This is a genomic window from Paenibacillus sp. T2-29 (assembly GCF_052921365.1).
Window position 1 is genome coordinate 271,239 of record NZ_JBREVE010000004.1, and the last position, 25,958, is coordinate 297,196.

The following is a 25,958-nucleotide window of genomic DNA, read 5'->3' on the forward strand; positions in this document are numbered from 1 at the left end:
TGCATAATTTTTCACTATTACCGGATTTATTTTCATAATGTTCGGTATCTACACAATACAACAAAAAACTACATTTTTTCTTCAGTATCCTTCTTAATAATGGTCTCTCCCATACGATTGGATACTTTTTGGTAAATATACGAAATGGCCAGCAATACAACCCCAAAGGAGAAATAGGCTACAATAGTGCTTCCTGACGTTAACAAATGTAGATCGTACAAAAGCAGCTTACCTGTCGATAGCAGGGTCAAACCCAATCCAAATCGGCGGATGTAGACCACTCGTTTGAGGAAGCCGTATACAATATACAAAATAGCCAGCAGCAGATACACCAGACTGAACACAAGACCTGCGTCTCCCAGACGGAACTGAACTCCGAGAAAGGCGGTAATGATACCCAACAAATATACTCCCATAATGACCGGATACAGCTCATTACTTCTATACTGTCGAGTCATCAGTGCGTTTAGGAAGTCCCTGCTGCTGAAGAATACCAGTACATTAAAGGCTGCCAGTACAATTAACGCCACGTAATCAGCAGCCGTATTCTGCGCGTAATCCTCATGCAAGGTTGGAATCGCTACGGTAACCACCAATGCCAGCGCGTAGCCTATGACGTACAATGCCAAGCTATAGTATTTAATCACCCGATCGTACAACAGCCTCACTTTAGGCAGGAAATAAGCTAACACCAGGGATACGCAGGTGAACAACAATACCTTGTACAAGGTGTAATGTGCAAACTCATCAGATACGACGATGTTATACCAATGACCAGCTTCATACAAAAGATAGAAATACACGTTCACCAAAGCTACATACTTAAATCCTTGCATGATATGCATTTCGTACAAACGATTGTTTTTGAAAGCATTCGGACGGCTAAATTCAATCGCATAAAAGACAGTAACGATCAACATTCCCAATGTAATGAGCGTATATTTGAGCCCAAAATAATCCGTCTCAAAGCCTGATAACAGATATATAGGGAAATCGATGAAAAAGAATGCGCCCAGACACATCCCTAGAATGCCCCAACCTGCACGCTCTAATTCCTTCAAGCGATAGCGATGTCCATATAATGTGAGGAGCACTGCCTCGATTAACCAGCCCATAGACAACCATCTGACTCCAAACTGGAACGGAATCATGAGAATGGCAAAGGTCAATGATGTCGCATAAAATAGTATTTTGGTTTGTTTCTCCTCTGGAATATATCGACGAATCCATTGGCCCAAGCCCCCATACACCAAGCAAAAGACGAGTGCCAGCAATCCTTTGTAATCATCGAGGCCTGCATCACTGAACAGAGAATACAGAACGGAACAGCTCACGACTGTATTCAGGGCCAACAGGGAGAAATCCAGCCATGATAGTTTTGTTTTGAATCGGAACGGCACCCACAGTGTCATCCCGAGATACATCGCAAATGTAATGATTGCATACAGCATGCTGGCTATAGTGCTGTCTGATAACCACGTGAGTACAACCATTAATGGGGTATTGAGTAGAAAGCTGATATATTGCACGATGACCCACCGTTTGCGGAAGGATACGAGCAGGATCAACAGGTTCAGCAGGAATAGATAACCCATCGCAATATACACCGCGTTTCCTTCCAACCCGTTTGCAGCCATATAGGAAAACAACGGAAGATATCCCCCTACTAAACCGAAGGAACATATCGTTCGAGACTCATATCTTAATGACAACAGCACAGCGGTCACCGTAACTAGAACGGACAAGCCTATGCCTGTATACATTCCTATGATTTCTAGCAAAAAGTAGCTATAAAATATGGACCCGTACAGTACAGAAATACCGCCGCCCAAAATACCGAGAGCAAAGGTCTGCTTCTGCTTGCGATACAACCACTCGCCGCCGCCCAACATTAGCGCTCCTAGCAAAAAGAAGGCAACGCCCTTCATATTTCCTGTAAACCAGTTTGAGTATGAGTATTTAAAAGCGGCTCCCACACCCAAGATAATAAGCAAAATTCCTAGCTTGTTAATCCAGTTCAATCCCAGCATCATTTCAAACTGATTCTGCTTCATACGCTTCTGCATCGTTTCTTCGCTGATCTCTTCTTCCCCGAGTTGATGGAGCTCGTGTGCCGTCTGATGAAGCAATTTGCGCTCTGCCTCCTGAAACCGCCTGCGTTGCTCCATGATCCGGTCACGAATCTCCTCTGAGAATAGTCTCAGTCTAACGACGATCTCATCCTGATCCTCTTTAAGCTCATGGGTGGTTTGCTGAATAAGCTGGTCCACCCGGTTTTTAGCCCCATACTCAATGGATGTCAGCCGATTTTCCCCTTCTGCGGTTCTGGAAGCAAAATAGGTCTCCAGCTTTTCCCGCGAAATGCGAACCATATTCGCCTTTTCGCTCAGCATTTGCTCTGTCAGCGCAGTACGCAGCTTACCATTTTCCTGCTCAATATGTCGTACCCGCTCTTCCAAATGAATGCAGCGAGCCTGATAATCCTCGAACTTTTTTCGCAGCACCTCATTCTCCAGAATGATATCTGAAGCTTCGTAATCTGCAATTAATGTTTGATACTCCTTGAGCAGCTTATTCTGTTCTTGGCGGATCGTATGTAAACGATCTTTAAAATCCTCCATGTTCTCCTCCATCGCTGTTCGTTTTGGTAATCAATACATTTTACATGAAATTAAAATAGCATTATAGAGACTATAGCCCATTTTGGACGCTGAATTGAGGCTATTACTTAAATATTCTTCCAGTTTCATCATCGCAGATGAAGCAGAATGGATATACATAAGAAATAAAGCCTACCTTTCCTCTTCGCAAACATGAAATCCGAATTATTTACACTGTGTATTTATTTTTATTGGAAAGATCATGTTGAAAAACGGAAGTAATCCAATGTACAGACTCACGCCCTTGATTAACTTGCCAAAAATCCGTATACTAACAAAAAAGCAAACGACATTATGCCTATGAAGAGCATCCAACTCGGAGGCGTTTACGCCAAGGATTATACGTTAGTGTACGATATGGCGATATGTTCCTAAGTAAACCGGACCCGCCCGTTAAAGCGGAGCAAAGTGGATTGGAGAGTCATGACATCAGTCATGCTGTCCGGTCAATTTGGGTGGCACCGCGAGATCAAAGCGCTCCTCGTCCCATGTGGATGAGGGCGCTTTTTGTATTTTTATCCAAAGAAGGAGTGCGGTGTCATGTTGGATATCAAATGGATCAGAGAGCATCAAGAGCAAGTTCAGAGAGCAGCAGACGACAAAGGAATACAGGTATCGGTCGCAGAATTGTTAACCCTGGATGATCGGAGAAAGCAGTTGCTTCAGGAAGTAGAACAGCTTCGTCAGACACGCAATCAGTGCAGTCAGGATATTGGGGCACTGATTCATGCCGGAAAGAATGAACAGGCGGAACGGGCTAAGCGGCAGGTTAAAGAAATTAACGGACGACTAGATCTTCTGGAAGTTCCGCAACAGGAAGTAGAGGAACAATTTCAACAGCTTTTGCTTCTAATGCCTAATATCGTATCCCCAGATACGCCGCGAGGCCAGTCGGATCAAGATAATATAGAATTGGAGAGGGTCGGGGCGATACCTGACTTTGGATTTGAACCCAAGGATCACATGACGCTCGGCCAGCTTCACAACCTGATCGACGTGCCTCGCGGTGTCAAAACAGCTGGTACCCGTAACTACTATCTGACGGGAGCTGGGGTGGCGTTGCACCGGGCTGTGCAGCAGCTTGCTGTTGATCTGCTAAGCGAACGAGGATTTCAGCTGCTGGACGTTCCATTAATGGTACGCTCCGAGGCAATGCGCAGCACTGGCTTTTTCCCGCTTGGATTGGATCAGACGTACCGTATCGCAGGGGAGGATCAATGGCTTGTAGGCACCTCGGAAGTTCCGCTGGTCTCGTATTACAGCGGAGAAATTGTGGACGTTACAGATCCGATTCGGCTGGCGGCGGTATCCGTATGCTTCCGCAACGAGGTCGGCTCGGCCGGAAGGGACGTTCACGGACTGTATCGTGTGCACCAGTTTGCCAAGGTGGAGCAGGTCATCATCTGTGAGGCGAGCTTGGACGCTTCAGAGATGATGTTTCAGGAGATTACGCGTAATGCGGAAGATCTGCTTCAACTGTTGGAGCTGCCTTACCGCAAGATGGCTGTCTGTACAGGCGATATGTCGCAAAAAACCTACAAGCAGGTGGACATTGAGACATGGATGCCTAGTCGACAGGCTTACGGCGAAACACACTCGTCGTCCCAGCTGCTTGATTTTCAGGCGCGTCGTTCCAACATCCGGTACCGTAACGCGGACGGCAAGCTACAATATTGTTACACACTCAACAATACAGCGGTCGCTTCGCCTCGGATCTTGATCCCGCTGCTAGAGCATCACCAACAAGAGGACGGTTCGATCCGCATTCCAGAAGCTTTACGCCAGTATATGCCGCAGCATATGGATTTTTTGCGTGTGCCCACGTCATGAAAATATGGGCACACTCTGAAGAAGCGTAGAGACAAATGAGTAGGATTTCCTCACAGTAATAAACACAAAAAAGACGAAGGACAACGATCCTTCGTCTTTTTTAATGTCTCACTGCGCTTCTGCTTCCCATGCACTGGCAGGACCAAAAAATTCATAGTGGATATCCGATGCAGGGATATCCCACTCCTTCAACAGGCCGTATACCGATTGCATGAATCCCACAGGGCCGCAAAAGTAATATTGGGCATTACGTTCCGGTATTACGGATTGCAGCCAAGCTAGATCCAAACGTCCTTCCTTGTGAAAAGCCTGGGCTAGACGATCCTGCTCGGTTGGTCTGCTGTAGCACCACCGAACGGCCGCCTGTGCATGTGTGGCGACCAGCTTTTCCACCTCATTACGCAGAGCATGGTTATCTCCGTTGACCGCTGCGTGGACAAAGGTGACGGGCCGATCTGGAGCAGACTTCACCAAGGAAGCCAACATACTGACCATCGGGGTTAGCCCGACTCCACCGCTAATCAATACAACAGGTCTGCGATCTGTCTGATCCAGCGTAAAATCACCCGCAGGTGCAGACACCCGCAGCACATCGCCCTCCTGCACCTGCTCATGCAGATACACAGATACTTTACCCGCTGGGCGAGACCCGACGGCGTCCTCGCGTTTTACGGATATCCGGTAGTAAGGTTGGCCCGGTGCATCTGAAAGGCTATATTGACGGATGTGGGTGTTATGTTCACCCGGAATCTGCATCTGCAGACTGATATATTGCCCAGGCTCGAATGCAGGCAGCACCTGTCCATCCTGCGGCACCAGATAAAAGGACGTAATCTGGTCGCTTTCCTTAACCTTTTTCTGCACAACAAAGTTCTTGAAGTCTGACCAGCCTCCCTGCTGCTGTTCAGCGTTCTTGTACATTTCAGCTTCCACATCTATAAATACATTCGCAATCACACCATAGGCTTCGGCCCATGCGTTGATGATCTCATCTGTTGCTGCATCCCCTAGCACGTCCTTGATCGCAGCGAGCAGATATTTCCCGACGATAGGATAATGCTCTGGCTTAATCCCCAAACTACGATGCTTATGTGCAATCTGACGTACCACCGGAAGAATTTCCTCCAGACGGTCAATGTGCTGTGCGGCCGCATATACAGCATTGGCCAACGCACCTTGTTGACGTCCTTGCTTCTGATTCGCGTGATTAAATATATTGAGAAGCTCGGGATGGGCCTCGAACATCATCTGGTAAAAACGCTTGGTGATCGTAGTTCCGTGTACCTCCAAAACAGGTACAGTCGATTTAATCGTTGCAATGGTTTGCTCACTTAACATCGTAGTATCCCTCTTCTCTCCAAAATAAGATGAACAATAGTTGTTATTAACATAGTTCCCTTTTGTTAACCCTCAATTAAAGCAAGTATACCCACATAAAGCAATCGTTTATGTGATTCCAGTCACTTTAAATTTGAAATAATTCATGAACGTGTCAATGACAAAGCGCACAATCACAAACAATTCTGATATAAGTGACGAGCTTCCCTATATACCTATTTCGTATGTAATGATCAAATTTGCTCTTTCTTCTAACAGCAGTTTACCATTCTAAAGACTTCAATTTATTCCACTTGTAAACGCTTCCAGTTAAGATAAAATCAAAGATGAGGTGCCGGACAAGCCCTTCTGGCCCATCCTATCCGTGTTAAAGGAGGCAGATGATATCGTGAAGTGGATCAGCAACAGCAAATCGTTAGCCGCATGGATTTGTATTATACTCGCAGTGGTCGGTGCAGGTCTTCAACCTAATGCGGTACATGCCAATACTACAGGCGTTACGCAAGCAACCTATGGGAGCGAGATGAACCCATCGCTGAATGGTATAGACGCCGCTAATGCAGAACTTTCCTTGAGTGCAATAGCAAGCACAGCCATTACGAACGGAACAGATTGGAAAGACACCGCAGGTAACCCGATTCAGGCAAACAGCGGAAATATCCTAAAAGTAGGCTCCACTTATTATTGGTACGGCGAGCATGCCGAAAACTGGAAATTTGAAAAAGTGAACGTATACACCTCGACCGATTTGAAAAATTGGTCCTTCCGCAGTAGTATTCTCACCAAAGATTCCGCCCCTGAGCTGAATTCAAGCAAAATTGAGCGTCCCAAAGTCATTTACAACAAATCCACCGGAAAATATGTATTATGGGCACACTATGAAAATGGCACGGACTACTCACTCGGTCGCGTAGCTGTCGCTACCAGCGATACACCCGACGGGAATTTTACTTACCAAGGCAGCTTCCGCCCGCTGAATTATGAGTCTCGTGATATGACGGTATTTACGGATACTGACGGTAGCGGCTACCTCATTACAGCTTCCCGTAAAAATGGCGGCGCCAACGATACGATGGCAATCTTCAAGCTGACGGCCGATTATACAGGTGTGCAGTCGTTCGTTGGCTGGATTTTTGAAAATGGCTATCGTGAAGCCCCCGCTGTTGTGAAAAAGAATAACACCTACTACCTGTTTACCTCACAGGCATCCGGCTGGTATCCGAATCAGGGTGCTTATGCAACCGCCAGCTCCATGACTGGAAGCTGGTCTGCTTTGTCGCCTTTCGGCGATCCGGCGGCTTATGGCTCACAAATCCACTCCATCGCCACAATTACAGGCAACGCTGGAACCAGCTACATCTATATGGGCGACCGCTGGAACCCGCTCAATCTGAGCGATCACAAATTTATTTGGTTGCCACTGACCTTGAATGATGCTAATAAAACGGCAACCCTCAATTGGTACAGTAGTTGGGATTTGGATGCTGCCACAGGCACAGTCATCCTGCCTTCTCTTGTGAATCACGCGCAAGGCAAAACAGCAACTGCCAGCTCAGCCGCCTCCGCTTCTCCGGCTTCACTGGCGAACGATGGTAACCCTCAAACTTCATGGAAGGCTACATCTGCATCCTGGCCTGCATGGTGGCAGGTCGATTTGGGCAGTACCAAGACGATTAGCGAAGTGGATATTTCATGGTTTATGTACAAAGGATCTGAGGCATATTACAAGTATAAAATCGAATATAGTACGGATGGTGTTCATTATTCCACCATTGACCGCACAAGCAATACCACATATGGCTTTACCAGTGACAAAGTTAACTTCCAAGCCCGTTACGTGCGCATCAATCTTGTTAATGCGGTGTTATTTAATAATCCAAACAACTGGTACACCCCAACGGTGCATGAAGTCAGGTTGCTTGGTCATTAACTTGCTTCATTAAAAAAGAACAGGCAGGAGAATCCCATATTAGATAGGCTTCTTCTGCCATGTTTGCTTTACCACCTGTTTCGTACTCATTCGCTCAACGTATCCGATTTACTGTGGTAAACACAAATTTATCATACCGATGCCGTGAGAATGAGTATTCAAACGGTATACCCGTATCCAGATAACCTACCTGCTCAATTTCTAAAACTGGATCATCCGCACCGCAATCCAAATGTTCCCAATCTAGCTCGGTCGACTTGGACGCACGGATGGTACGATGTGAACTGACAATATTAAGGCCCAGCTCCTCCTTAATATGTTTGTACACTGAGCCGTGCAACACCTGCTCGGTAATACCGCTGATCAGCTTGGTAGGCATGTATGTGCGCTCTATCACATACGGCTCTCCTTCTACAATACGCAGACGGACTACATGATACACAGGAGAATTGGCATCAATAAATAGATGCGCCGCTACCTCTTCAGATGGAAATTGAACGTCAAAGGCTATGATTTTACTTTTGATTTCTTTCCCGCGCAGTACGTTGGTCAGCCCCAGCATTTCATTCACAACGACATTAACCGGACCATTATAGACCGATTTGACGATAAAGGTTCCGTGCCCTCTTTTACGATTCAACAGCCCTTCCGACACCAACGTATCCAATGCCCTCTTAATCGTCATCCGACTTACCCGGAACTCACTGGCCAGTGAAATTTCGTCGGGGATCGGATCATCACTGCTATAGGTCTTATCTATAATGCGCTTCTTGACCTCTTGTGCAATCCGTTGGTATTTATTCATCTGTCTACCACCTGTACTAAAATTTGTTTTATGTCAGCATTTTACCAAAAATATCGGTAGCGCTGGTTCTTTTGGTTCTGCAGGCGGGGACATCGAGGTATTATGGTATAAGTAAGTATACCGAACAATATACTTTCTCACCAGCAGTATACAGGGTAACTTGGCTTGGTGATAAAAAAAGGTGGTCCAGAGGACCACCCACCACCTTAGAATCCGTTATTTTCGATCACTTGTTTGAACCAGTGCCCACTCTGTTTAACGGATCTTTTGCCTTCGTTCTGAAGGTCGACAGATACGAAGCCATAACGATTTTTATAAGCGTTCGTCCAGGACCAGTTGTCCATAAATGTCCATAAGTGATAGCCTTTCACATTGGAGCCTTCTGAGATGGCCCGTTGGACCCATTTGAGATGCTCACGGATAAAATCAATGCGATAGTCATCATGGATCATGCCGTTCTCATCCCTGAATTTTTCCTCGCCTTGAACACCCATTCCGTTTTCTGATATGAAGCATTCAATGTTTCCATAATTCTCCCTGACGTTGGTCAGAATGTCGTAAATGCCCTTCTCATAAATCTCCCAGCCTCGCATCTCATTCATCTTACGACCAGGCATGGCGTAATAATCGAAGAATCGTTCCGGCACAAAAGGCGCATCTGGATTCGGAAGACTTTCGCGAGCCTTGACTCTGCGCGGCTGATAATAGTTAATCCCCAGCAGGTCCACAGTGCCTTGACGTATAATCTCCCGGTCTCCGTCTTCCATGTTTGGTACGAATCCCTCTTGGCGTAACAACTCCACGAGCAAAGGATTAAATTCTCCCGTCACAGATGGGTCTAAAAAGGAACGGTTAAAGAACGCGTCGCATATTTCAGCAGCCTGCACGTCTGCCGGGTGCTGACTACGCGGATAAGTTGGCGTCAGGTTCAAAATAATACCAATTTTGCCCTTATAACCGCCTTCTCTGTAAGCCTTAATGGCACTCGCGCTCGATAGCAGGGTATGATATCCCACCTGTACAGCTTTCCCGAAATCCACTTCATTTGGATAGTGGAAATCGTACAGATAGCCGCCTTCCACCGGGACAATCGGCTCGTTATGTGTAAACCATTTGGCTACACGATCTCCGAATAGTTCAAAACAAGTGTTAGTGTAATCCACGTAAGCTTCGACCGTCTCCCGGTTTACCCAGCCTCCTTTTTCCTGTAAAGCCATCGGCAAATCAAAATGATACAGATTCACAAACGGCTCAATCCCTGCCTGATTCAACTCTGCAATGACGGCATTATAGAATTGAACCGCCTTCTGGTTCAATTCACCTCTTCCTGCCGGAAACAGGCGTGACCAGGAAATGGAGAACCGGAAGGAGTTATGACCAAGCTCTTTCATAAGTGCAATATCTTCTTTGTAACGAGTATAGAAGCGGGATGTATCGCCAGGTCCCACCCCGTCATAAAAACGGTTTGGCTCCTGCTCAAACCAATAATCCCAGATGTTCGGTCCTTTGCCGTCTCCCTCTACGGTTCCTTCTGTCTGGGTAGCTGAGGCTGATGAGCCCCACCAGAAGTCGGACGGAAAACGGTATTGAATGGCTTGCTGCTCGATATCTTTCATTTCGGTATGATTCACAGCTCTACTCCTCTCTCTTTTCCAATGAACAAACCGCTAACCCAGCAGCTCATTCACTTTACATTCCAACAGTTTGATCCTTACCTGCAATGGCTGCTTGGTTAAGCTCCTCTTCCTGCTCTCTACGGACGTTCATCCGATCAATAAATTTCAGGAATGGGAACCAAATGACAAAAACGACAGCCATATTAAACAACTGCAGTACGCCTCCCATTAGAGATCCCGTAGCCATCATTCCACTAAAGAACAACGGCATCGTCCAAGGAACCTGTATCCCGTTAGGCGGCGGTACAAGCCCGGTGGACATCGCGAAGTAAGTAATCAGCGTAACGATCATTGGAGCAATGACCCATGGGACAAAAATAAGCGGATTCATCACAACCGGCAAACCGAAAATGACGGGTTCATTGACATTGAATAGACCTGGTCCAATGGCCAACTTACTGACCTGCTTCAATTGCTTGCTCTTTAGGAAGATCAGAATCGTGAGCACGACTGCCAGTGTCATACCTGTACCACCGATACCTACGGTATAAATATCCACAAACTGCTTGGTGATAATATGCGGCAGTTCTGCTCCTTTGGAGTAAGCTTCGTAGTTTTCAAGTGCCAGCGTATTCCAGATCGGTTCCATGACTGAGTTGATAATAATCTGACCATGAAGCCCAAAGAACCATAAAAGCTGAACAAAGAAAATAGCAATTAATGTAGGTATAATACCACTGCCCAAATGCACCAGAGGTGCCTGTACAGCATGATAAATCAGATCATGCAGGTTATTATGAAGAGTCAGTGTAACTACAATATTAACGATCAAAAATATGCCCAATGTGATACACGCCGGAAGCAAAGCGGCAAACGATTTGGCAACAGCTGGCGGAACGCCTGGAGGCATTTTGATAACAATGTTCCGCTGTGTCACTCTTCGGTAAATTTCAGCAGCTATAAAAGCAACGATCATGCCAAGGAACATGCCTTTGGCCCCAATCCGATCCAACGGAATGACACCAGCAATCGTGGCACCGCTTTCTTGTGTCAGCACAAACGGGGTGAGCATCAAGAAGCTGACCAACGCGATCATGCCGCCGAATATGGGCTCGACCTTATAACTTCGGGATAAATAATAGCCGATCCCGACAACCACGAATAAGGTCATGATGTTCAGGGTGGCACTCGGCGCAATGTTCAGCAGACTGTTAAAAGTCGCATAATTACCGTCGCCCATCCAACCTTTTAGAAACGGCAGATTGATAATAACGACAATGATGGAGCCAAAAACTGTTAATGGAAATGACAACATAAATGCATCACGCAGTACAGTAAGATAGCGGTTGTTGTTCAGTTTACCGGCAATAGGTATCAGTATCCGGCTTAATTTTTCAAACAAAGCCTATTCCTCCCCGCGAAGTGACTTGCATCAATAGAGTTGCAAGCATTTCATGTCCCAAAATTCACAATTTTACAGGTCCTGCTATAAACTTCTGGATTTGAACAGCTCCAGTAGTTCTTTAACCAGATCCTTCATGGTAACCGTGGACATCAGATGATCCTCGGCATGCATCAGAAGGAGCGAGAAGGGAGTTTGAGTACCTCCCGCTTCCTTCTTAACCATTTGAAAATGGATATCATGTGCAGCACGTAAATCTTGCTTGGCTTCTTTGAGCAGTTCGTCCGCACCTTCTACATTTTCATTTCGATATTCAGTCAGCGCTTGAATTACTTTACTGCGAGCGCTTCCACTGTGAAGAATAAGTTGGAAACTAATTTGCTCTTCCGTCAGTTCAGCTATATTGATCTTATCCATTTTTGCGTTCCACCAGCTTTACGGCCTGTTCATAGGCTTTCTTACCGTCAACCATTCCGTAGGCCATCATGTCGATCACTTCTACATGAATACCATATTGAGATGCTTCCTTTTCCAGTTGTCCTTTAAGAAAACTCATTTGCGGGCCAATCAATACCGCGTCAGCCTTAGCCATATCTTCTGCCGCCTGATCTTGACCTACTGCCCAAATTTCAGCCTCATCTCCAATGGACTTAGCATATTCCTGCATCTTGGTAACCAGCAAACTTGTAGACATACCTGAGCTGCACGCCAGTAAAATTCTCTTCATGATTATTCCTTCCCTTCAAGGTCTGATTGGATGATAACTACTAGAAAACGTTTACAGCGTAATTATAAATCCGCTTTTCGGATTTGTCTATACATTTAACATATATGTATAGACTTTTTTTAAAATGACACATTTTCTTCTTTTTTTGAAAAATGAACTGATATTATCTTAAATCTCTCAATAATAATCGATTCTCACTATAAGAGATGTGCGAGGGCTTAGCGAGCAGCGGCATCAAGCACTTCAGGATTGCACGCAGATATATGAGGAAGCACCCAGAACGCTACGTTGCTGCGGTACTACCAGAGCTTCGCTTTGAGGATGAACAGAGTTTAATATCGTGCTGTCTGCCCATTTTCTGTTTAGGTATAGTGATCGACTCGACTATGAGTTTCATAAAAATACGGTACACGAACTGCTACGAGTGGCTTCAGAGGAAGTCCGCATTTTTCCTCTGACCGATTTAACAGGCACTCGTTACGATCTGCTAGATCGTTTGATTCTTGAGCTGGAGGCAGAAGGCTTACGGGTGACGGAGGCCAAGATCCCGTATGAGTTTATGCGTAACGGCAACTCTCTGTTGAGCATCCGAAAGATGTAGGTCAGGTTTAGAGCTTTCACACACTGAAAATTAGAAAAAATTTGAATATCAAGAAACATTCCTACATTTTTATCGTCTATATTATGGAAGGCCTTACGTATGAGGGCAGAATTCTTTGAAGCCCGAAGTTAAAAATCAACTCACAAAGGAGCTTATACATGTTGAAAAAGTTAGGATTTGCTGCATTGATTCTGGTGACTAGCCTCTCCGTTATAGGAACAGGTTGGGCCGCATCCAGTACAACAACCATTGAAGTCTCTAAAACCGCTGTAGATTACAACATTGCTCGTCCTTCAAGCGATGGCGCTTTCCATGATGGCTTATTGGCCGCTGAAACATCTGCCGGAAACCTTGTGTATTACAATACCAAAGGACAAAAAGCTTTCTCTCTTCCCGCCGAGCTTAAACCTATTGGTGATTTTCAAGAGCAACGAGCTGTAGTCAAAAATACAAAAACCAATCTCTATGGATACATTAATACCAAAGGGACACTGGTTATTCCTTGCCAATATACCGAAGCCAATGTCTTTTCCGAAGGCAAAGCCAAGGTCACAATAGCAGACACCAAAGAAAATGCAATTATAGATCGAACGGGAAAAATCCTTTCTCATTTTAAAGAAAATGTGGATTCAGAATATGTATTTACAGAAGGTCTGGCTCTTGCCTATGCCCCTAACACTGGGAAGATTGGTTTTGTGAATGCTTCCGGTAAACTAGCGATTCCTTATCAATATAAATACAGCCGTAGTTTCTCGAATGGCTTGGCTATTGTTCAAAATAGCAAGGGGCTATACGGTTATATCAATACGGCAGGCAAAGAAGTCATTCCACCTCAATACAAATCCGGCGGAGACTTCTCGGAAGGATTAGCTCCAGTACAAAATGCCAAGGGTAAATGGGGATTCATCAATAAACAGGGAAAAGTCGTGATTCCCTTTAAATTTACGGATGCACAGGATTTTAGCGAGGGCCTGGCCAGTGTGAAAAATGCGAAAAATGAGGTTGGGTTTATTGATAGAACCGGAACATTGATCATTAAATATCAACAAAAATATGACGTTACAGCTCCATTCAAGGAAGGCATTGCTTTAGTCGGTAAACAAGCAAACTCATCTGTTTCGGACGGAAAATTCGGTTACATCAATCGCCAAGGTCAACTGCTGACCAAGCTTGAATACAGATCGGAATCTTCTTCCTTCTCTAATGGTTATGCTGTTGCTTTTATCAAGCCAGGCAAAGCCTTCATTGTATCTAATCATTCTGTTTCAAAATAAAAAAACAACCCTGGAGGCAGATCGAATGGATCTGCCTCCAGGGTTGTTTAGATTGCCAATATCTCAAAACCACTTAGTCGTGTGTATAGAATTTTACGCCAGGCAGATCAGCTGCCACCCAAGAATAATTAATAGTATTACTGTTGTAATTTTTGGTCCCCGCCTGAGCGATCTGTACTTCCTTCAAGATCGTGATCGATGATCCCTTCGGTCTGACGACTACGACATGACCATGTCCGTCCGCTTTTTTGATCCCGATGGTAGGGTACCCGAGATTTGCTCTTTTTTGAGCATCCTGAAAAGTTACAGAGGACCAGCCCGGCGCCTTTTTATTCAGTAAAGCATCAGCCATTTGATTGGCTAAGCCACCTGGCAAGGAAGCCGACATCGCAGCCATCACATCTTGCGCGAAAATATTACATTTTGTTCCACCTACCGGTGAATACTTTTTGTTCGTTTCTACCTTAAAGCCATCGATTACAGATGCGTATGTGCTTGCACTTCTAGCCATTGAAATTCCCCCTGAATATAAGTTGTAGAGGAAATGACGGAGTCGCTTGAACATCTGAATGGCTCCACATTCAATTGATGTTGGCTTCAATTCCCTCTCAACTATTAGGGTGATTTCCGGCTTACTTTAACAACGCAATACCACAGAAAATGAACTTTTTTTTATATTTCCTATTCAGATTCCATTCACAGTGATAACCAGGGCTTTTGCTTGATTAATCATCACTTAGTTGAAGACTTTCTTCACTGATTACGGTTGGAACGATAAGCTCAGGAGTAGTCGCAGGCTTAGCGGGTGTAAAATAGTCTGCAATTCCCACCATTACAGCAATGCCAATAAACAGGACGATCCAATTACGATTCTTTTTCATCATCTGTACCTCTCATTCTTCACTGCGCCCGTTCAGCCACTTGAACCAGTGGAGCAAATGACTGAATCGGTATTCATGCTGGGAAGCATACGTCCATACCTCTGGCTCTTCACCAGGTTCCCTCCAGACGAGCATGGAAAAGTGACCTTCTTTCTCGCTTGCAACCGACAGCAGCGAAAGACGATCATCCCCGAATCGGTAAGGGGCCGATTCTACCCAGTAATTTCGCATATCGCTGATCCAGCTGCGAAAATGCTGTGTACCTGCGATTCGCAGCACTTCATCAGGAAGGAGCAGATGCTCATGGATGTCCTTCCAATCCCCTGCATATTGGTACCGCGCTGCCAACATTGGACTGAGCGGTCTCACTTTGCCTAGAGCCAACGTAGGGATGCAGGTGACGGGAACGACCGGGCCAATACGTTGGATAGCATAAGCACGGGCTTCCTCCTCACTCATTCCGTAGGACATAGCCTCCACGAGAAAATCATTCCGCCTTACACCAAATTGATACTGATACTGTGACATTTCATCCTGTAGCTCCAATACCATATCCTGTGTCGTATCTGTTCCGATCATTCCCAAACACCTCTCATTCCAAAATATAGTCGTGCAATTCCTGTTGCGCTCGATACTTAGCCCAATTGAATTCTGGCCAATTCGATTCTTCTCTCGTCATGCTCATCAAGCGGGCTTGTAAAAACTCATCCAGCGCTCCATGTTCCTTACGGCTAAAATCAATCAGCAGTGGAATCGCGTCCGCTGATAACTCACTCAAATATTCCTTGTCTATCACCGATGTTGTACGATACCGTTCGAGATTATTTTCAGCTATCCGTACATCAATGCCCACATAGTTCACGACGACATAGGCGATTAGAGCGAGTACAATATAATATTTCGCCAGCGGAAGCTGGCGGACATGAATGCGCACAGCTGCAACGAGCAGCAACAGGCCTAGAAAAATCATAAATGCGTGTACCAGATAGCGGATATACGTATAGCCGTATGCTTCTTCGTACATGACCAGCCGGGTATATCCCGAGTACAGCATCACACCCGAACAACCAACGAGTATGTACAGCAGACCGCTGTTCAATGTTTGCACTATACCTGAGCCGAATTCAGTCCACTTCAATACACTGATCATCAGCACAAAGTTGATACCTGTTACCATAACCAGCTCCCCGAATCCTCTTCTCGCATATTCAGCATACGAGGTTCCTTCTGGCAAAGCCCCTTCCCATGCACCAAACAGATATCCGAACTGCAGCACGACGAACACAACATACACCAGATTCATGACAATCAGCACTGTAGCGGTAATGACAGGATCAAACTTGATCGCGACCGGCTCGTGGTAAGGTACTGCTGCTGCTGGCTGAGCCTCTCTCTCCGTATTCCGCGGAGCAGGCTGTACAAATCCCCACAAGTAACAGAAAAAACAGAAGGTAAAAAAGCAGGTCCAAATCAGCCGCGGCAAACCACTCCCAAAGGTCAATGTACCAATCCATGCGGGTATGCCTGATAACAACTTTTCGAACATCCCGTCTGCCGAAGCCAGCAGAGATATAATAATGAGTAGCAACGGCAAGGCAATAAGTAGACCGATTATCACTTTACCCAATACACGCTTACGCTCATCCTTTACATTCCGAAAGGCTGCCGTCTTAAACATCCGAAACGGGGTCACGATATGGCGAAAATTTTGATAAAACCAATGGCTTAGCGCCTGACCGATAATACCGACTTCCGACCAGCCATGCCTTTTTTCCCCGAACAGCAACACCATATGCACGCTAATCAGAGCAGCTATAGCCAGGGCATTTAACACATAGAAGATCGGGTTATCGAACAGCACATATGTCAGTGCCAGCATCATAATGACTACAAACAACAGACGTCCTATCCATGAAAGGGGCTGGCAACGATCTCGATTAAAGGAATACATATACACGTAAAATACAATAACAAAAATAGGCATAGACACGCCCAGCCCATGTCCGAAGAACAGATATTGATGAACCAGCGCCAACACAATAGCGCCAGCAAAGGCGGACAACAATGACGCTTTCGGTAAAGACGATCCACTCATCTTGTCATGCATGGTAAATACCTCCACAACTATGCTTTATAACCCTTATTGTAGATGATAAAATAAGAAGATAAAGAGAAATTAATCGAAATAAAATTTCCTATTTTATAAAAGCAGTTACGCTTTTACTCAAGGGATAGGGGAAACGGAGCATTCCTGAATGAAACTTCACGCCCAATTTTTACGGCTTCACTCCCACGCAGCTGACGACAGGGACGAGAACCATACCATAGAGACTACGCTGGATGAGCTAGCAGCTATTTTTGACTGCACCCACCGCAACGCCTTGATGATCATTCAGAAAATGGAGCAGCACGACTGGATACAATGGACTCCCCGCCGAGGCAGAGGCCGCCGTTCCATTCTACGCTTCCTCATTCAGCCGGAAGACATTGCCGTGCAATCCATGATGCAAGCCATAGACCGCCATGATATCAAACGCGCACTGGATGAAATCCGAGCTCATTCACGCTCCTCCACCATGCAGGAGCATTTACAGGGCTGGCTGCTGAATTATTTCGGGCATCACGCAGAGGTGCGCAGTGATCAGCAGCAGATCGACACGCTGCGTCTGCCTATTCGCCAGCAGCTCTATACGCTGGACCCGTTGTACTTGAACTGGCTCGCCGAGTCCTTCGTATCCAGCCATGTTTTTGACGGGCTGGCCCGCCGGGCGAACGAGAGCGGCGAGATTTTGCCCGGACTGGCGCACGCTTGGGAAGTGGACACTACTCGTACGCAGTGGACTTTTTTCCTACGTAAAGAAGTGCTGTTTCATAACGGCAAAATACTGACCGCGGAAGACGTCGTTTATACCTTTGAGCGACTGAGCCGGGCGCCGGGAAGGAGACTTTACCATTTTATTGTCCGGCAAATTCAGCACGTTCAGGCGTTGAGTCCGACGATGGTACGCTTTGTACTAAAGGAGCCGAACGAGCTATTTCTATCCTTCCTGTGTACCAGCCGGGCTGCAATTGTACCGCGTGAGCTTAATCAGGTGGGTGAAGCCGCATTTGGCATCCGTCCTATCGGTACAGGGGCTTTCAAGGTCACGGAAATGAACGAAAGCCTGTGCCTACTTGAGGCTTTTTCGCCTTATTTTCAAGGTCGTGCTCATCTAGATCGGGTGGAAATCGTCCAACTCCCGTGGGCAACTAAGCTGGAATCGTCGGATATGGAAGACACCGCTTCCTCTTTTCACATTATCCATAATCCTATCCTGGCAAGAGACACGGATACCGCATGGAGCCAGATTCACTCGGCAGCTTCGGTGCGCAAATTTATCACATGTAACACACACAAGGACGGACCGCTGCGCAACCCGGAAATACGTGCTCGGATTGTAGCATGTCTGGATCATCGCCCCCTTCCTTCAGCAGTGGATTCATCTAACGCTAACGATTCATGTGAACCACTGGCGGCGTTGCAAATTGCCACCATTCCTGAGTATAGAGCGGATGCAGAACGGGTCGCGGCCCAGCTCGAATCCTGTGGATATACCTGTAACATCGTGGCCGCATCCATGAATGAATTTAAAAGTTCATCGATTCGTATGGAGTCAGACTTAATCATCTTTTCTCTGTTTCGTGACCGTGATGAGCAATTGCGCCTGTTTGATCTGTATCTTAATGTATCCGGACATGTGGAGCCGCATAGCCGCGTGGATATCGAAAGACTGCTGCGCGAAATTGCACGGGAAGCTGATCATACCGTCAGAGCGCAGCAATTTGAACATATCGAAACTCGGCTCATGGATGAGCACCAGCTGCATATCTTATATGAAAAGCCCGTTCAAACGGCATATCTTCCTACTGTACGCGGCGTATCCTTTAACAGCCAGGGCTGGGTGGATCTGCGTCATGTATGGTTTCCGCCTGCCCAGCTCCCAACTCCTCTCACTTGACGGCAAGGACGCTCCTTCAAATGCACTTCCAAATAAAAAAGGTATCCTCTTCTTCATAAGAGAATACCTTTTTTAATGTTATCGAGACCCTCTATGCGGATGGTTCAGGAGATGACAATGCCCATCCCCCCAGCCCATGACTGTGGACATCGCTTGGGTCTTCTATAGGAGGGGGAACGGGTGGAAAATGCAATAGGATAAAAACATTAAATGCGAGCAGAGAAAAAACGATCTTTTTTATCATGGATGTACTCTACCTCTCCAAGTAAGTTTTTATATTCCTCTTTGTCCTCAGAAGTGGCAGTATGCCGATACTTTTCAAATAGTCCTACACATTTGATGGTGACAGGATTACCATTCAGCACGACGGAATAGGAAAGGCTCTCGAGCAGGAATTTCATACCTTTGGAATAACGATGTTTGTTGAGATCGTAACAAGCCATCTCTGCCAAAAATCGTGCATAGAGATCTGCTGACATTTGCTCGGTATAGGTGCCTACCTTGGCATGCTGATCTGCAAATGCCTCAATTTGTTTTTCAAAGTGTTGCAGTACATGATCTACATTAAAGTCATAACGGTTGGCCGCTACCATTATTTTATGTAACCCCACCAGAATTTCGCCTTCATTTTTTTTTAAATAATCCACATACTGTGGAATTACATCCAGGCTGCCGGACATCAACTGATACAAATACCCGTTGGCCTCAGCCCAGTTGCTACAAAGAGCCTTCAGACGCCGAGCTTCTTCCGTATCCTCTTGCACCCAGCTCAAATCAGAATATAGCGATACATATTCCAGGGCCTTCTGGTAATCCCCGCGCTCATCCCATACCCCGGCACGCAGCACGTAAGAATAAACGATATACATAAACAAAGGACCCTTAGGTTCCTTGCCACGCTCTGATTTTTTGGTATTTCCATATCTTTGCTCGTATTGTACTTTGGCTTTTTGAGCCATTTTTTCAGCAAACCATTCTACTTTATCCCAACGCCGCAAGGAGGCATACGTATTAGCCAAGTCTCTTAGGGCATCCAATTGGTCTGCCTCACCCAACCGCTCCACAAAGCTTTCAAAATGTGTGGCTGCCCATAAATTCTCATCCTGATCATCACCAATGGCAATCGTAAATAAACGGTATTGGCAAAGCGCCAGCCGCTCCGAATGTTGATACTTCTCACTTTCCGCGACATTCTTATAAATAATGGCCGCAGCCTCAAACCTACCTTCGCTGAACAATTCCTCCGCTGTCTCAAATAAAGCCGGGGCGTATATGAGATAGTCCATCATAAACTCCACGACTTGCTTAATACAATCCAATTTATTCAGCTCTGCACAGCGATGCAAAAAGGGACGAACCCGTCGCCAATTCGGTGCCGTATTCCGTATAAATTCATCAATGTATAGCTCATAGAGGCTCCCTTCTTCAAGCCCCATGCCTGCAGCAATCCGATCCAGCAACAGCATCGCAATTGGCCGGTTACCGTTGATAATGGCACTAATCGTACCTGCATTAATACCTGTCTTCTCCCCAAACTTACTAATCGTAATTCCTTCTCGTCTGATGTACTGCTCCAGCTCTGCGCGAATAGTGGTTGTTTCCTTCAAATCAGGCACCCCCAGGGATAACTTGCATGATTTCAATACAAAAAAAGAAAATTCCCGTGAATATTCCCTTAATTATACAAAAGAAAGCCCACTTAGCCAACTGCATAAGTACATTTATATCAAAAAATTCAATAATTCTCCGAATTGCCGTATACTACAGGAGGCGAGCTGAACAGCTACACCCAATCGGTCGCAGGAAAGGATACGACAAATGGACAACACCCCAACTATAGAACAACAAATTGCACAATGGATGGTCGCGCAGATCCGTGAAGTGGGCACTTTGAAACAAGAAGATGCCATTGCATATGTACGCTCTGAATACGGAGAGCAGTATGTGTTTATAAGCGAGCATGGCCATGTCTCTTTGGAAAAAGAAATCAAAAAGGCATTTCGCAAGCTACATGGTGGCCGAATCGCCTGGGATCGTGATGCATTCCTCTGGGCCTGGACTTAACAAGCAAAAGCATCTGCTATCGGCAGATGTTTTTTTGATGATTTAACCGTAGATCCTCTGGAGTCGGCTAATTTCCTCCTTCACAAACTGTCGGAGTATTGCAGGCTCCACGATTTCAACCCGGCCGATCCAATCCATCGCATCGCGACAAGCCGCTTCATAGCTATACATGTTAACGGTTACAAGGAAGTGACTGCCCTCCTGCACAGACTGAATGATTTCCATCCTTTTCGCTAGTATTCCAGCTTGCTTCTTAGTCGTTCGGATCAGAACAGGATAGTATTCTTTCTCTCTACAAAGCTGCTTAAACGTGCTTTCTTGCCTCATCCAATAATGTTCCAGTGAGAAATCTCCAGGAACCTCAAAGACTTCGGCAGACGGCTGAATCTCTATAATTCGCTCACACTTAAAGGTCCGAATCTCCTGCCCGACTTCACAAAAGGCAATAAGATACCAATCTCCCTTTTTAACCACAAGTCCATAGGGATGTACATGGCGAGAAGAACAAGAGCCGTCAGCTTTCTCATACTGAATAGTTACTTTATAGGACCCCCACACTGCCGCTCTCACGGCTTCCAGGCAAGGAATCGCTACACGTTCCGTCCACCACGGTGTATCATCAAAATAAAACCGCGCTTTGGCTTTTTGAATATCGGACTGATATGGGGCCGGCATCGTCTGTTCCAGTTTGAGCAAAGTATTCTTTAACTTCAAACCCGATTCTGTGGACCCGCCCGTATAAATGCCCATCCCCGTTAAATACAACTGAATGACATCCCCGCCATTCAACTGTTTCAGATTCGCTGTATAACCGTCCATTAAATAAATTCCGCCCTTCGGGCCGGATGCGGTAACAATCGGAACTCCGGCTTCAGCCAGAAGGTCGATATCCCTGTAAATGGAGCGTACAGAGGTTTCCAATGCCAACGCCAATTCCCTGGCTTTCATTCTCCCTCTAGATTCGATACATAATAAAATCGCGATTAAACGATGCAGTCTCACAATCATACCTCCACAATAGATGGTTAACCCGAAATGAAAAGATGATGCAAAGATTGTTGACACCCTGTTGGCAACAATAGGTGTGTATCATAGAAGTAAGGGGTGTAATGGATGATGAATATTGGAATTTTGGGGACGGGATTCGGCGCGTATCATGCCTCACTGTTAAACAACCATCCCAAGGTAAACAGACTCATTGTATTTGGAAGGAACGAAACCAAGCTGCAAAAATTGAAAGAGGAGCTAAACGTAGAAGTCACACAAAATATAGTGGATATTCTGCTGGATCCGGACGTGGATATCGTCGATCTATGCCTGCCCTCCCACCTGCATAGGTCACATGCCATTGATGCGCTAAAGCACGGGAAGCATGTATTTTGTGAAACACCGGTTTGCTTTCATCTCGAAGACGCTCTTCTTATGCAACAAGCTGAGAAGCAATATGGCAAAAAAATTCTGGTCAACCAGTTCATTAAGTTTGATCCTGCCTATACCTATCTGTACGAGGCTTATCGCCAACAAAAATACGGAAAACTCATTTCCTTGTCCTTGAAAAGAGAAACCCCTCCCTTGTGGGGAGACCTTGGACTAAGCTACATCCCTACGCAGTTCATGATTCATGAACTGGATTTATTCACCTGGCTATGGGGTCCCTGTGATCCATATACAGTGTGGGGTTCAGAGGTAGTCCATCCCGAACAAGCACAGGTTCGGGCTTACTATCAGCATCGGGATGCCTTCACAGAAGTCATCGCTTCTTCCCATATGCCGAAAAGCTATCCTTTCACGGTAGCCTATGAGGCTTATTTTGAAAAAGCCAAACTGGTATTTCATGAGAGTGACGAAAACGATCCTATACCCACCGCATTATTTGAGTATACCGCATCAGGACAGCAAAAAATCAATCTCGAATCTGCCAATCCATACGAAAAAAGTTGGGATCATGCGCTTGAATGCTTTGGCGGACATGCGGAATGCCTCATTCCCCTGGAGTCGGCCGTACAAGCACTGGAAATGGCCATTGAGATTAAAAACAGGCTGGAGCAGGCTCGGCGTTAGCCGGTATGTAGCTGGCACCTACGGAAATCAGCTTCCTATCAGGAAGCTGTATCCGCAGGCAAGGACACTTCGTCCGCGTAGTTCGTTGCCATAATCTTGGCTACCCCGGCCGGGTCTGTCGTCTGTCCCAACGCCCACATCATTTTCGTCACCAGCGCTTCCGTTGTCATGTCATAGCCCGGAATAACACCCTTCTCCAGCACCTTCTGACCTACCTCATAAATCGTCAGGTCCCCGCCCTCATAAGGACATTGAGTTGTGACGACAATACTCATACCGTCCTTCATCAGCTCCTCAATTTTGCTAATGAGGCTTCTTTCTTTAAAAGGCACGCCCCCCATACCAAAGCCCTCAATGACGATACCTTTATAGCCCAAACTCTGAATAGCATCGAAAATCGCGGGATTCGTACCTGGAATCAGCCTGAGCAGAAATACTTCAGCAGCATACCCGTCATTGTAAGGGTGACGAACGGTATCACGATTTGCAAATACACCCTCCGTATAGACCACCTTGCCGTTCTCCACGAGACCTATGTACGGATAGTTAATACTCTCAAAAGCGTTATAGCTGCGTGTTCTGATTTTCGAGCTGCGACTACCGTTGATAATTTTGCCATTAAACACGACAAAAACCCCTGCCACCTCGCCACATGCGGTCAGGAATGAGTCAATTACATTTTTTTTGGAATCACTGTGCTCCGCCAATATGGATACCTGCGAACCTGTCACCACAACGGGTTTGTCCACAGTCCCCAACATGAAGCTCAGGGCTGAAGCCGTATAAGCCATCGTATCCGTACCATGCGCAATAACAATACCGTCGTATTGATCGAGCGAACGATGTACCATCCGGGCGATGGAAGCCCAATCCTCTGGCTGTGTATTGGTGCTATCAATGCTCATCAGATTGCAAGCATCAATCTCGCAAATTTCCTGAAGCTCCGGAATTTCAGCCAAAATATTTTCAGCCGATTGGGTTGGAGTCAGGCCGTTTTCCTGATAGGAGGAGGAAATTGTTCCTCCGGTATTAATGAACAGAACCTTTTTCATTTGCCAATGTTCCTTCCCGATTACAACTTCACTTTATTGTTCTTAGAATTTATCATGAATAAGGGTGATTAGCTACTTTGCAACGGAAAATAACTTCGAATGTAAAGCTAAAAAAACACGGCAAAACAAGCGCCGACTTTCCTGCCTCCCGCGACTTGTTTAGCGTGCTTTTTACGATAGTTGCAATGAATCTACAGCACTGCACATACCTTTAACCCATTCACGTACTTTTATGGCGATGCTGGCTGGTCCTGTAACGTTCTTTGCCCCAAAGCTTTGCCCAAGAATTGTCGTGTCCGTTCTTCCTTCGGATGATTGAAAAACTGTTCCACCGGCCCCTGTTCCACGATCGCACCATGCTCCATCAGCACGACCCGATCCGCTACATCCCTCGCAAAACCAAGCTCATGCGTGACAATAATCATCGTATTGCCTTCACTCGCTACCTTTTGAATCACGGACAGTACTTCATCCACCAGCTCAGGATCAAGTGAGGAGGTCGGCTCATCGAACAACAACACCTGCGGATTCAGCGCCAAAGCGCGGGCAATCGCAACACGCTGCTGCTGTCCACCCGAAAGCTGGGCAGGATAATAGGTCATACGATCCTTTAACCCGACCTTTTCCAAAATGCCTTCACTGATCTCCCTTGCCTGCTTGCGATCCATCTTTTTCACACTAGTCAGACCAATCATCACATTGTGGAGTGCATTCAAATTTTTAAACAGCTGATATTGCTGAAATACCATTGCCGTTGCCATCCGCAATCCGAGAATGTCCTTTTTTCCTGCCTTGGCCGCATCTACCTTCAGACCGTCAATTTCAATGATACCGCTGGTTGGCTGTTCCAAAAAATTAATGCTACGCAGCAGTGTAGACTTCCCCGATCCGCTTGGTCCCAGGATGACCACGACTTCTCCCTTGCCCACCGTCAGGTCTATGCCCTTTAACACATGATGCTGCCTGAAATGCTTATGAATTTGATGAAGTTGAATCATGCCCTTATTCACTTCTTTCGTATATTCGGATACGCTTCTCCAGCACAACAAGCCCGCGCTCAATAATGATGCACACCAACCAGTAGATCAAAGACACTGCAACATATACCTCAAAAAAAGCCAACGCTCGCGCGCCCATAATTTTGGCCTGTCCCATCATATCGACGACACCAATCATAAAAATAAAAGATGTATCCTTCACTGTACTGATCAGTGTGTTTCCCAAATTGGGCAAAGCCACCGTTAGCGCCTGCGGCAATACAATTTTGAGCATAATCTGTGTTTGGCTCATGCCGATGGAATTGGCAGCCTCAAATTGTCCCCGATCGACTGAATGAATCGCTGCCCGGAATGTCTCCGACAAATATCCTCCAAGGTTCAATGAAAATGAGAGCAACGCAAACAGCTCGGGTGGAATGACATAGACATTGAATTGCTGCAAGAAGCCATATTCGCTCTGAAAATAATACAAAAACTTGGGTATTCCGTAATATACGAGAAACAGCTGCACAATGAGCGGTGTTCCCCGGATGTACGAGACATACAACGTAGACAAGGGCGCCAAGACAGGCACCTTGTATATCCGGATTAAGGCCGTAGCCAACCCGATGATCGCACCCAGCAGCATGGAGACAAACGCAATCCATAATGTAACATGGAGATACTCCACGATCTGGGGAAGGCTTTTCAGCATATAATCTAAATCAAACAGCTTTTCCAT

23 protein-coding genes are annotated in these 25,958 nt (G+C 46.0%); 7 read left to right on the top strand and 16 right to left on the bottom strand.

What is annotated here, in order from left to right; all coding sequences use genetic code 11:
• Positions 1–68: 68 nt before the first annotated feature.
• On the bottom strand, positions 69–2,621 hold the full coding sequence (locus ACU1JV_RS13980) for a DUF2339 domain-containing protein (RefSeq protein ID WP_413987203.1): 2,553 nt from the start codon (positions 2,619–2,621) through the stop codon (positions 69–71).
• A 579-nt stretch (positions 2,622–3,200) separates the two neighbouring features.
• On the opposite strand from ACU1JV_RS13980, the gene serS reads away from it, so the two are divergent.
• Positions 3,201–4,490 carry a serine--tRNA ligase gene (gene serS / locus ACU1JV_RS13985; RefSeq protein WP_413987204.1) on the top strand — a complete coding sequence of 430 codons (1,290 nt, stop codon included), beginning with the start codon at positions 3,201–3,203 and terminating at the stop codon, positions 4,488–4,490.
• A 108-nt stretch (positions 4,491–4,598) separates the two neighbouring features.
• Here the strand turns inward: serS and hmpA are convergent, their stop codons facing one another.
• Entirely contained in the window at positions 4,599–5,828 is a 1,230-nt protein-coding gene (gene hmpA / locus ACU1JV_RS13990) for an NO-inducible flavohemoprotein (protein ID WP_044786637.1), read from the bottom strand.
• Between the two features lie 388 nt (positions 5,829–6,216).
• Here hmpA and ACU1JV_RS13995 point away from each other — a divergent pair, with 388 nt between their 5' ends.
• Positions 6,217–7,758 carry a family 43 glycosylhydrolase gene (locus ACU1JV_RS13995; protein WP_165079895.1) on the top strand — a complete coding sequence of 514 codons (1,542 nt, stop codon included), beginning with the start codon at positions 6,217–6,219 and terminating at the stop codon, positions 7,756–7,758.
• 94 nt (positions 7,759–7,852) lie between these two features.
• Here the strand turns inward: ACU1JV_RS13995 and ACU1JV_RS14000 are convergent, their stop codons facing one another.
• The 5 genes from ACU1JV_RS14000 to ACU1JV_RS14020 all read right to left on the bottom strand — a co-directional run bounded on the left by ACU1JV_RS14000 (position 7,853) and on the right by ACU1JV_RS14020 (position 12,308).
• The gene (locus ACU1JV_RS14000; RefSeq protein WP_013373714.1) at positions 7,853–8,563 is read right to left on the bottom strand and encodes a GntR family transcriptional regulator; all 711 of its coding nucleotides are present in this window, start codon (positions 8,561–8,563) and stop codon (positions 7,853–7,855) included.
• Between the two features lie 206 nt (positions 8,564–8,769).
• Positions 8,770–10,179, bottom strand: coding sequence for a glycoside hydrolase family 1 protein (locus ACU1JV_RS14005; RefSeq protein WP_413987524.1), 1,410 nt, complete (start codon positions 10,177–10,179; stop codon positions 8,770–8,772).
• A gap of 73 nt (positions 10,180–10,252) precedes the next feature.
• Positions 10,253–11,581, bottom strand: coding sequence for a PTS cellobiose transporter subunit IIC (gene celB / locus ACU1JV_RS14010; RefSeq protein WP_413987205.1), 1,329 nt, complete (start codon positions 11,579–11,581; stop codon positions 10,253–10,255).
• An 84-nt stretch (positions 11,582–11,665) separates the two neighbouring features.
• A complete protein-coding gene (locus tag ACU1JV_RS14015) occupies positions 11,666–11,998 on the bottom strand; it encodes a PTS lactose/cellobiose transporter subunit IIA (RefSeq protein WP_013373717.1) in 333 nt (110 codons plus the stop codon).
• Positions 11,991–12,308: a PTS sugar transporter subunit IIB gene (locus tag ACU1JV_RS14020; protein ID WP_040102565.1), complete on the bottom strand. Its 318-nt coding sequence runs from the start codon at positions 12,306–12,308 to the stop codon at positions 11,991–11,993. The genes ACU1JV_RS14015 and ACU1JV_RS14020 overlap by 8 nt, the downstream gene beginning before the upstream one ends.
• A 340-nt stretch (positions 12,309–12,648) precedes the next feature.
• Here ACU1JV_RS14020 and ACU1JV_RS14025 point away from each other — a divergent pair, with 340 nt between their 5' ends.
• Positions 12,649–12,909 (top strand): hypothetical protein, encoded by a 261-nt coding sequence (locus tag ACU1JV_RS14025; protein ID WP_255305322.1) that lies wholly within the window; start codon positions 12,649–12,651, stop codon positions 12,907–12,909.
• A gap of 158 nt (positions 12,910–13,067) precedes the next feature.
• The gene (locus tag ACU1JV_RS14030; protein ID WP_413987206.1) at positions 13,068–14,183 is read left to right on the top strand and encodes a WG repeat-containing protein; all 1,116 of its coding nucleotides are present in this window, start codon (positions 13,068–13,070) and stop codon (positions 14,181–14,183) included.
• Positions 14,184–14,256: 73 nt separating this feature from the next.
• Here ACU1JV_RS14030 and ACU1JV_RS14035 read toward each other — a convergent pair whose 3' ends face one another.
• The 4 genes from ACU1JV_RS14035 to ACU1JV_RS14050 form a co-directional block, all read right to left on the bottom strand.
• Positions 14,257–14,694: a hypothetical protein gene (locus ACU1JV_RS14035; RefSeq protein WP_040102563.1), complete on the bottom strand. Its 438-nt coding sequence runs from the start codon at positions 14,692–14,694 to the stop codon at positions 14,257–14,259.
• Between the two features lie 214 nt (positions 14,695–14,908).
• The gene (locus ACU1JV_RS14040; RefSeq protein WP_013373722.1) at positions 14,909–15,067 is read right to left on the bottom strand and encodes a hypothetical protein; all 159 of its coding nucleotides are present in this window, start codon (positions 15,065–15,067) and stop codon (positions 14,909–14,911) included.
• 9 nt (positions 15,068–15,076) lie between these two features.
• The gene (locus ACU1JV_RS14045; RefSeq protein ID WP_013373723.1) at positions 15,077–15,643 is read right to left on the bottom strand and encodes a hypothetical protein; all 567 of its coding nucleotides are present in this window, start codon (positions 15,641–15,643) and stop codon (positions 15,077–15,079) included.
• A 13-nt stretch (positions 15,644–15,656) separates the two neighbouring features.
• The gene (locus tag ACU1JV_RS14050) at positions 15,657–17,171 is read right to left on the bottom strand and encodes a DUF4153 domain-containing protein (RefSeq protein WP_413987207.1); all 1,515 of its coding nucleotides are present in this window, start codon (positions 17,169–17,171) and stop codon (positions 15,657–15,659) included.
• Between the two features lie 148 nt (positions 17,172–17,319).
• Between ACU1JV_RS14050 and ACU1JV_RS14055 the strand changes: the two genes are divergently transcribed.
• Positions 17,320–19,062, top strand: coding sequence for an ABC transporter substrate-binding protein (locus tag ACU1JV_RS14055; RefSeq protein WP_413987208.1), 1,743 nt, complete (start codon positions 17,320–17,322; stop codon positions 19,060–19,062).
• A gap of 206 nt (positions 19,063–19,268) precedes the next feature.
• Here ACU1JV_RS14055 and ACU1JV_RS14060 read toward each other — a convergent pair whose 3' ends face one another.
• Positions 19,269–20,669, bottom strand: coding sequence for a transcriptional regulator (locus ACU1JV_RS14060; RefSeq protein ID WP_446724575.1), 1,401 nt, complete (start codon positions 20,667–20,669; stop codon positions 19,269–19,271).
• 211 nt (positions 20,670–20,880) lie between these two features.
• Here ACU1JV_RS14060 and ACU1JV_RS14065 point away from each other — a divergent pair, with 211 nt between their 5' ends.
• Positions 20,881–21,126, top strand: coding sequence for a DUF6953 family protein (locus ACU1JV_RS14065; RefSeq protein ID WP_013373729.1), 246 nt, complete (start codon positions 20,881–20,883; stop codon positions 21,124–21,126).
• 42 nt (positions 21,127–21,168) lie between these two features.
• Here the strand turns inward: ACU1JV_RS14065 and ACU1JV_RS14070 are convergent, their stop codons facing one another.
• Positions 21,169–22,128 (bottom strand): helix-turn-helix transcriptional regulator, encoded by a 960-nt coding sequence (locus tag ACU1JV_RS14070; protein ID WP_413987209.1) that lies wholly within the window; start codon positions 22,126–22,128, stop codon positions 21,169–21,171.
• A 111-nt stretch (positions 22,129–22,239) separates the two neighbouring features.
• Here ACU1JV_RS14070 and ACU1JV_RS14075 point away from each other — a divergent pair, with 111 nt between their 5' ends.
• Positions 22,240–23,187, top strand: a complete 948-nt coding sequence (locus tag ACU1JV_RS14075; protein ID WP_413987210.1) for a Gfo/Idh/MocA family protein — start codon at positions 22,240–22,242, stop codon at positions 23,185–23,187.
• A 38-nt stretch (positions 23,188–23,225) separates the two neighbouring features.
• On the opposite strand, the gene ACU1JV_RS14080 is transcribed toward ACU1JV_RS14075, so the two are convergent.
• The 3 genes from ACU1JV_RS14080 to ACU1JV_RS14090 all read right to left on the bottom strand — a co-directional run bounded on the left by ACU1JV_RS14080 (position 23,226) and on the right by ACU1JV_RS14090 (position 25,958).
• Positions 23,226–24,239, bottom strand: a complete 1,014-nt coding sequence (locus ACU1JV_RS14080) for an asparaginase (protein ID WP_044786650.1) — start codon at positions 24,237–24,239, stop codon at positions 23,226–23,228.
• Positions 24,240–24,469: 230 nt separating this feature from the next.
• Positions 24,470–25,237 carry an amino acid ABC transporter ATP-binding protein gene (locus tag ACU1JV_RS14085; RefSeq protein WP_413987211.1) on the bottom strand — a complete coding sequence of 256 codons (768 nt, stop codon included), beginning with the start codon at positions 25,235–25,237 and terminating at the stop codon, positions 24,470–24,472.
• Positions 25,238–25,241: 4 nt separating this feature from the next.
• Complete coding sequence (locus tag ACU1JV_RS14090; RefSeq protein WP_413987212.1) at positions 25,242–25,958, bottom strand: amino acid ABC transporter permease; 717 nt, start codon at positions 25,956–25,958, stop codon at positions 25,242–25,244.

Excerpts from the sequence above, each read along its gene's own strand:
- serS (WP_413987204.1), top strand. The coding sequence starts at position 3,201 with ATGTTGGATATCAAATGGATCAGAGAGCATCAAGAGCAAGTTCAGAGA.
- ACU1JV_RS14050 (WP_413987207.1), bottom strand. The coding sequence starts at position 17,171 with ATGCATGACAAGATGAGTGGATCGTCTTTACCGAAAGCGTCATTGTTG.
- ACU1JV_RS14080 (WP_044786650.1), bottom strand. The coding sequence starts at position 24,239 with ATGAAAAAGGTTCTGTTCATTAATACCGGAGGAACAATTTCCTCCTCC.
- ACU1JV_RS14005 (WP_413987524.1), bottom strand. The coding sequence starts at position 10,179 with ATGAAAGATATCGAGCAGCAAGCCATTCAATACCGTTTTCCGTCCGAC.
- ACU1JV_RS14090 (WP_413987212.1), bottom strand. The coding sequence starts at position 25,958 with ATGGAAAAGCTGTTTGATTTAGATTATATGCTGAAAAGCCTTCCCCAG.
- ACU1JV_RS14040 (WP_013373722.1), bottom strand. The coding sequence starts at position 15,067 with ATGATGAAAAAGAATCGTAATTGGATCGTCCTGTTTATTGGCATTGCT.
- hmpA (WP_044786637.1), bottom strand. The coding sequence starts at position 5,828 with ATGTTAAGTGAGCAAACCATTGCAACGATTAAATCGACTGTACCTGTT.
- ACU1JV_RS14030 (WP_413987206.1), top strand. The coding sequence starts at position 13,068 with ATGTTGAAAAAGTTAGGATTTGCTGCATTGATTCTGGTGACTAGCCTC.
- ACU1JV_RS14055 (WP_413987208.1), top strand. The coding sequence starts at position 17,320 with ATGAAACTTCACGCCCAATTTTTACGGCTTCACTCCCACGCAGCTGAC.
- ACU1JV_RS14065 (WP_013373729.1), top strand. The coding sequence starts at position 20,881 with ATGGACAACACCCCAACTATAGAACAACAAATTGCACAATGGATGGTC.
- ACU1JV_RS14035 (WP_040102563.1), bottom strand. The coding sequence starts at position 14,694 with ATGGCTAGAAGTGCAAGCACATACGCATCTGTAATCGATGGCTTTAAG.
- ACU1JV_RS14085 (WP_413987211.1), bottom strand. The coding sequence starts at position 25,237 with ATGATTCAACTTCATCAAATTCATAAGCATTTCAGGCAGCATCATGTG.
- ACU1JV_RS14015 (WP_013373717.1), bottom strand. The coding sequence starts at position 11,998 with ATGGATAAGATCAATATAGCTGAACTGACGGAAGAGCAAATTAGTTTC.
- ACU1JV_RS14000 (WP_013373714.1), bottom strand. The coding sequence starts at position 8,563 with ATGAATAAATACCAACGGATTGCACAAGAGGTCAAGAAGCGCATTATA.
- ACU1JV_RS14020 (WP_040102565.1), bottom strand. The coding sequence starts at position 12,308 with ATGAAGAGAATTTTACTGGCGTGCAGCTCAGGTATGTCTACAAGTTTG.
- ACU1JV_RS14075 (WP_413987210.1), top strand. The coding sequence starts at position 22,240 with ATGATGAATATTGGAATTTTGGGGACGGGATTCGGCGCGTATCATGCC.
- ACU1JV_RS14045 (WP_013373723.1), bottom strand. The coding sequence starts at position 15,643 with ATGATCGGAACAGATACGACACAGGATATGGTATTGGAGCTACAGGAT.
- ACU1JV_RS13980 (WP_413987203.1), bottom strand. The coding sequence starts at position 2,621 with ATGGAGGATTTTAAAGATCGTTTACATACGATCCGCCAAGAACAGAAT.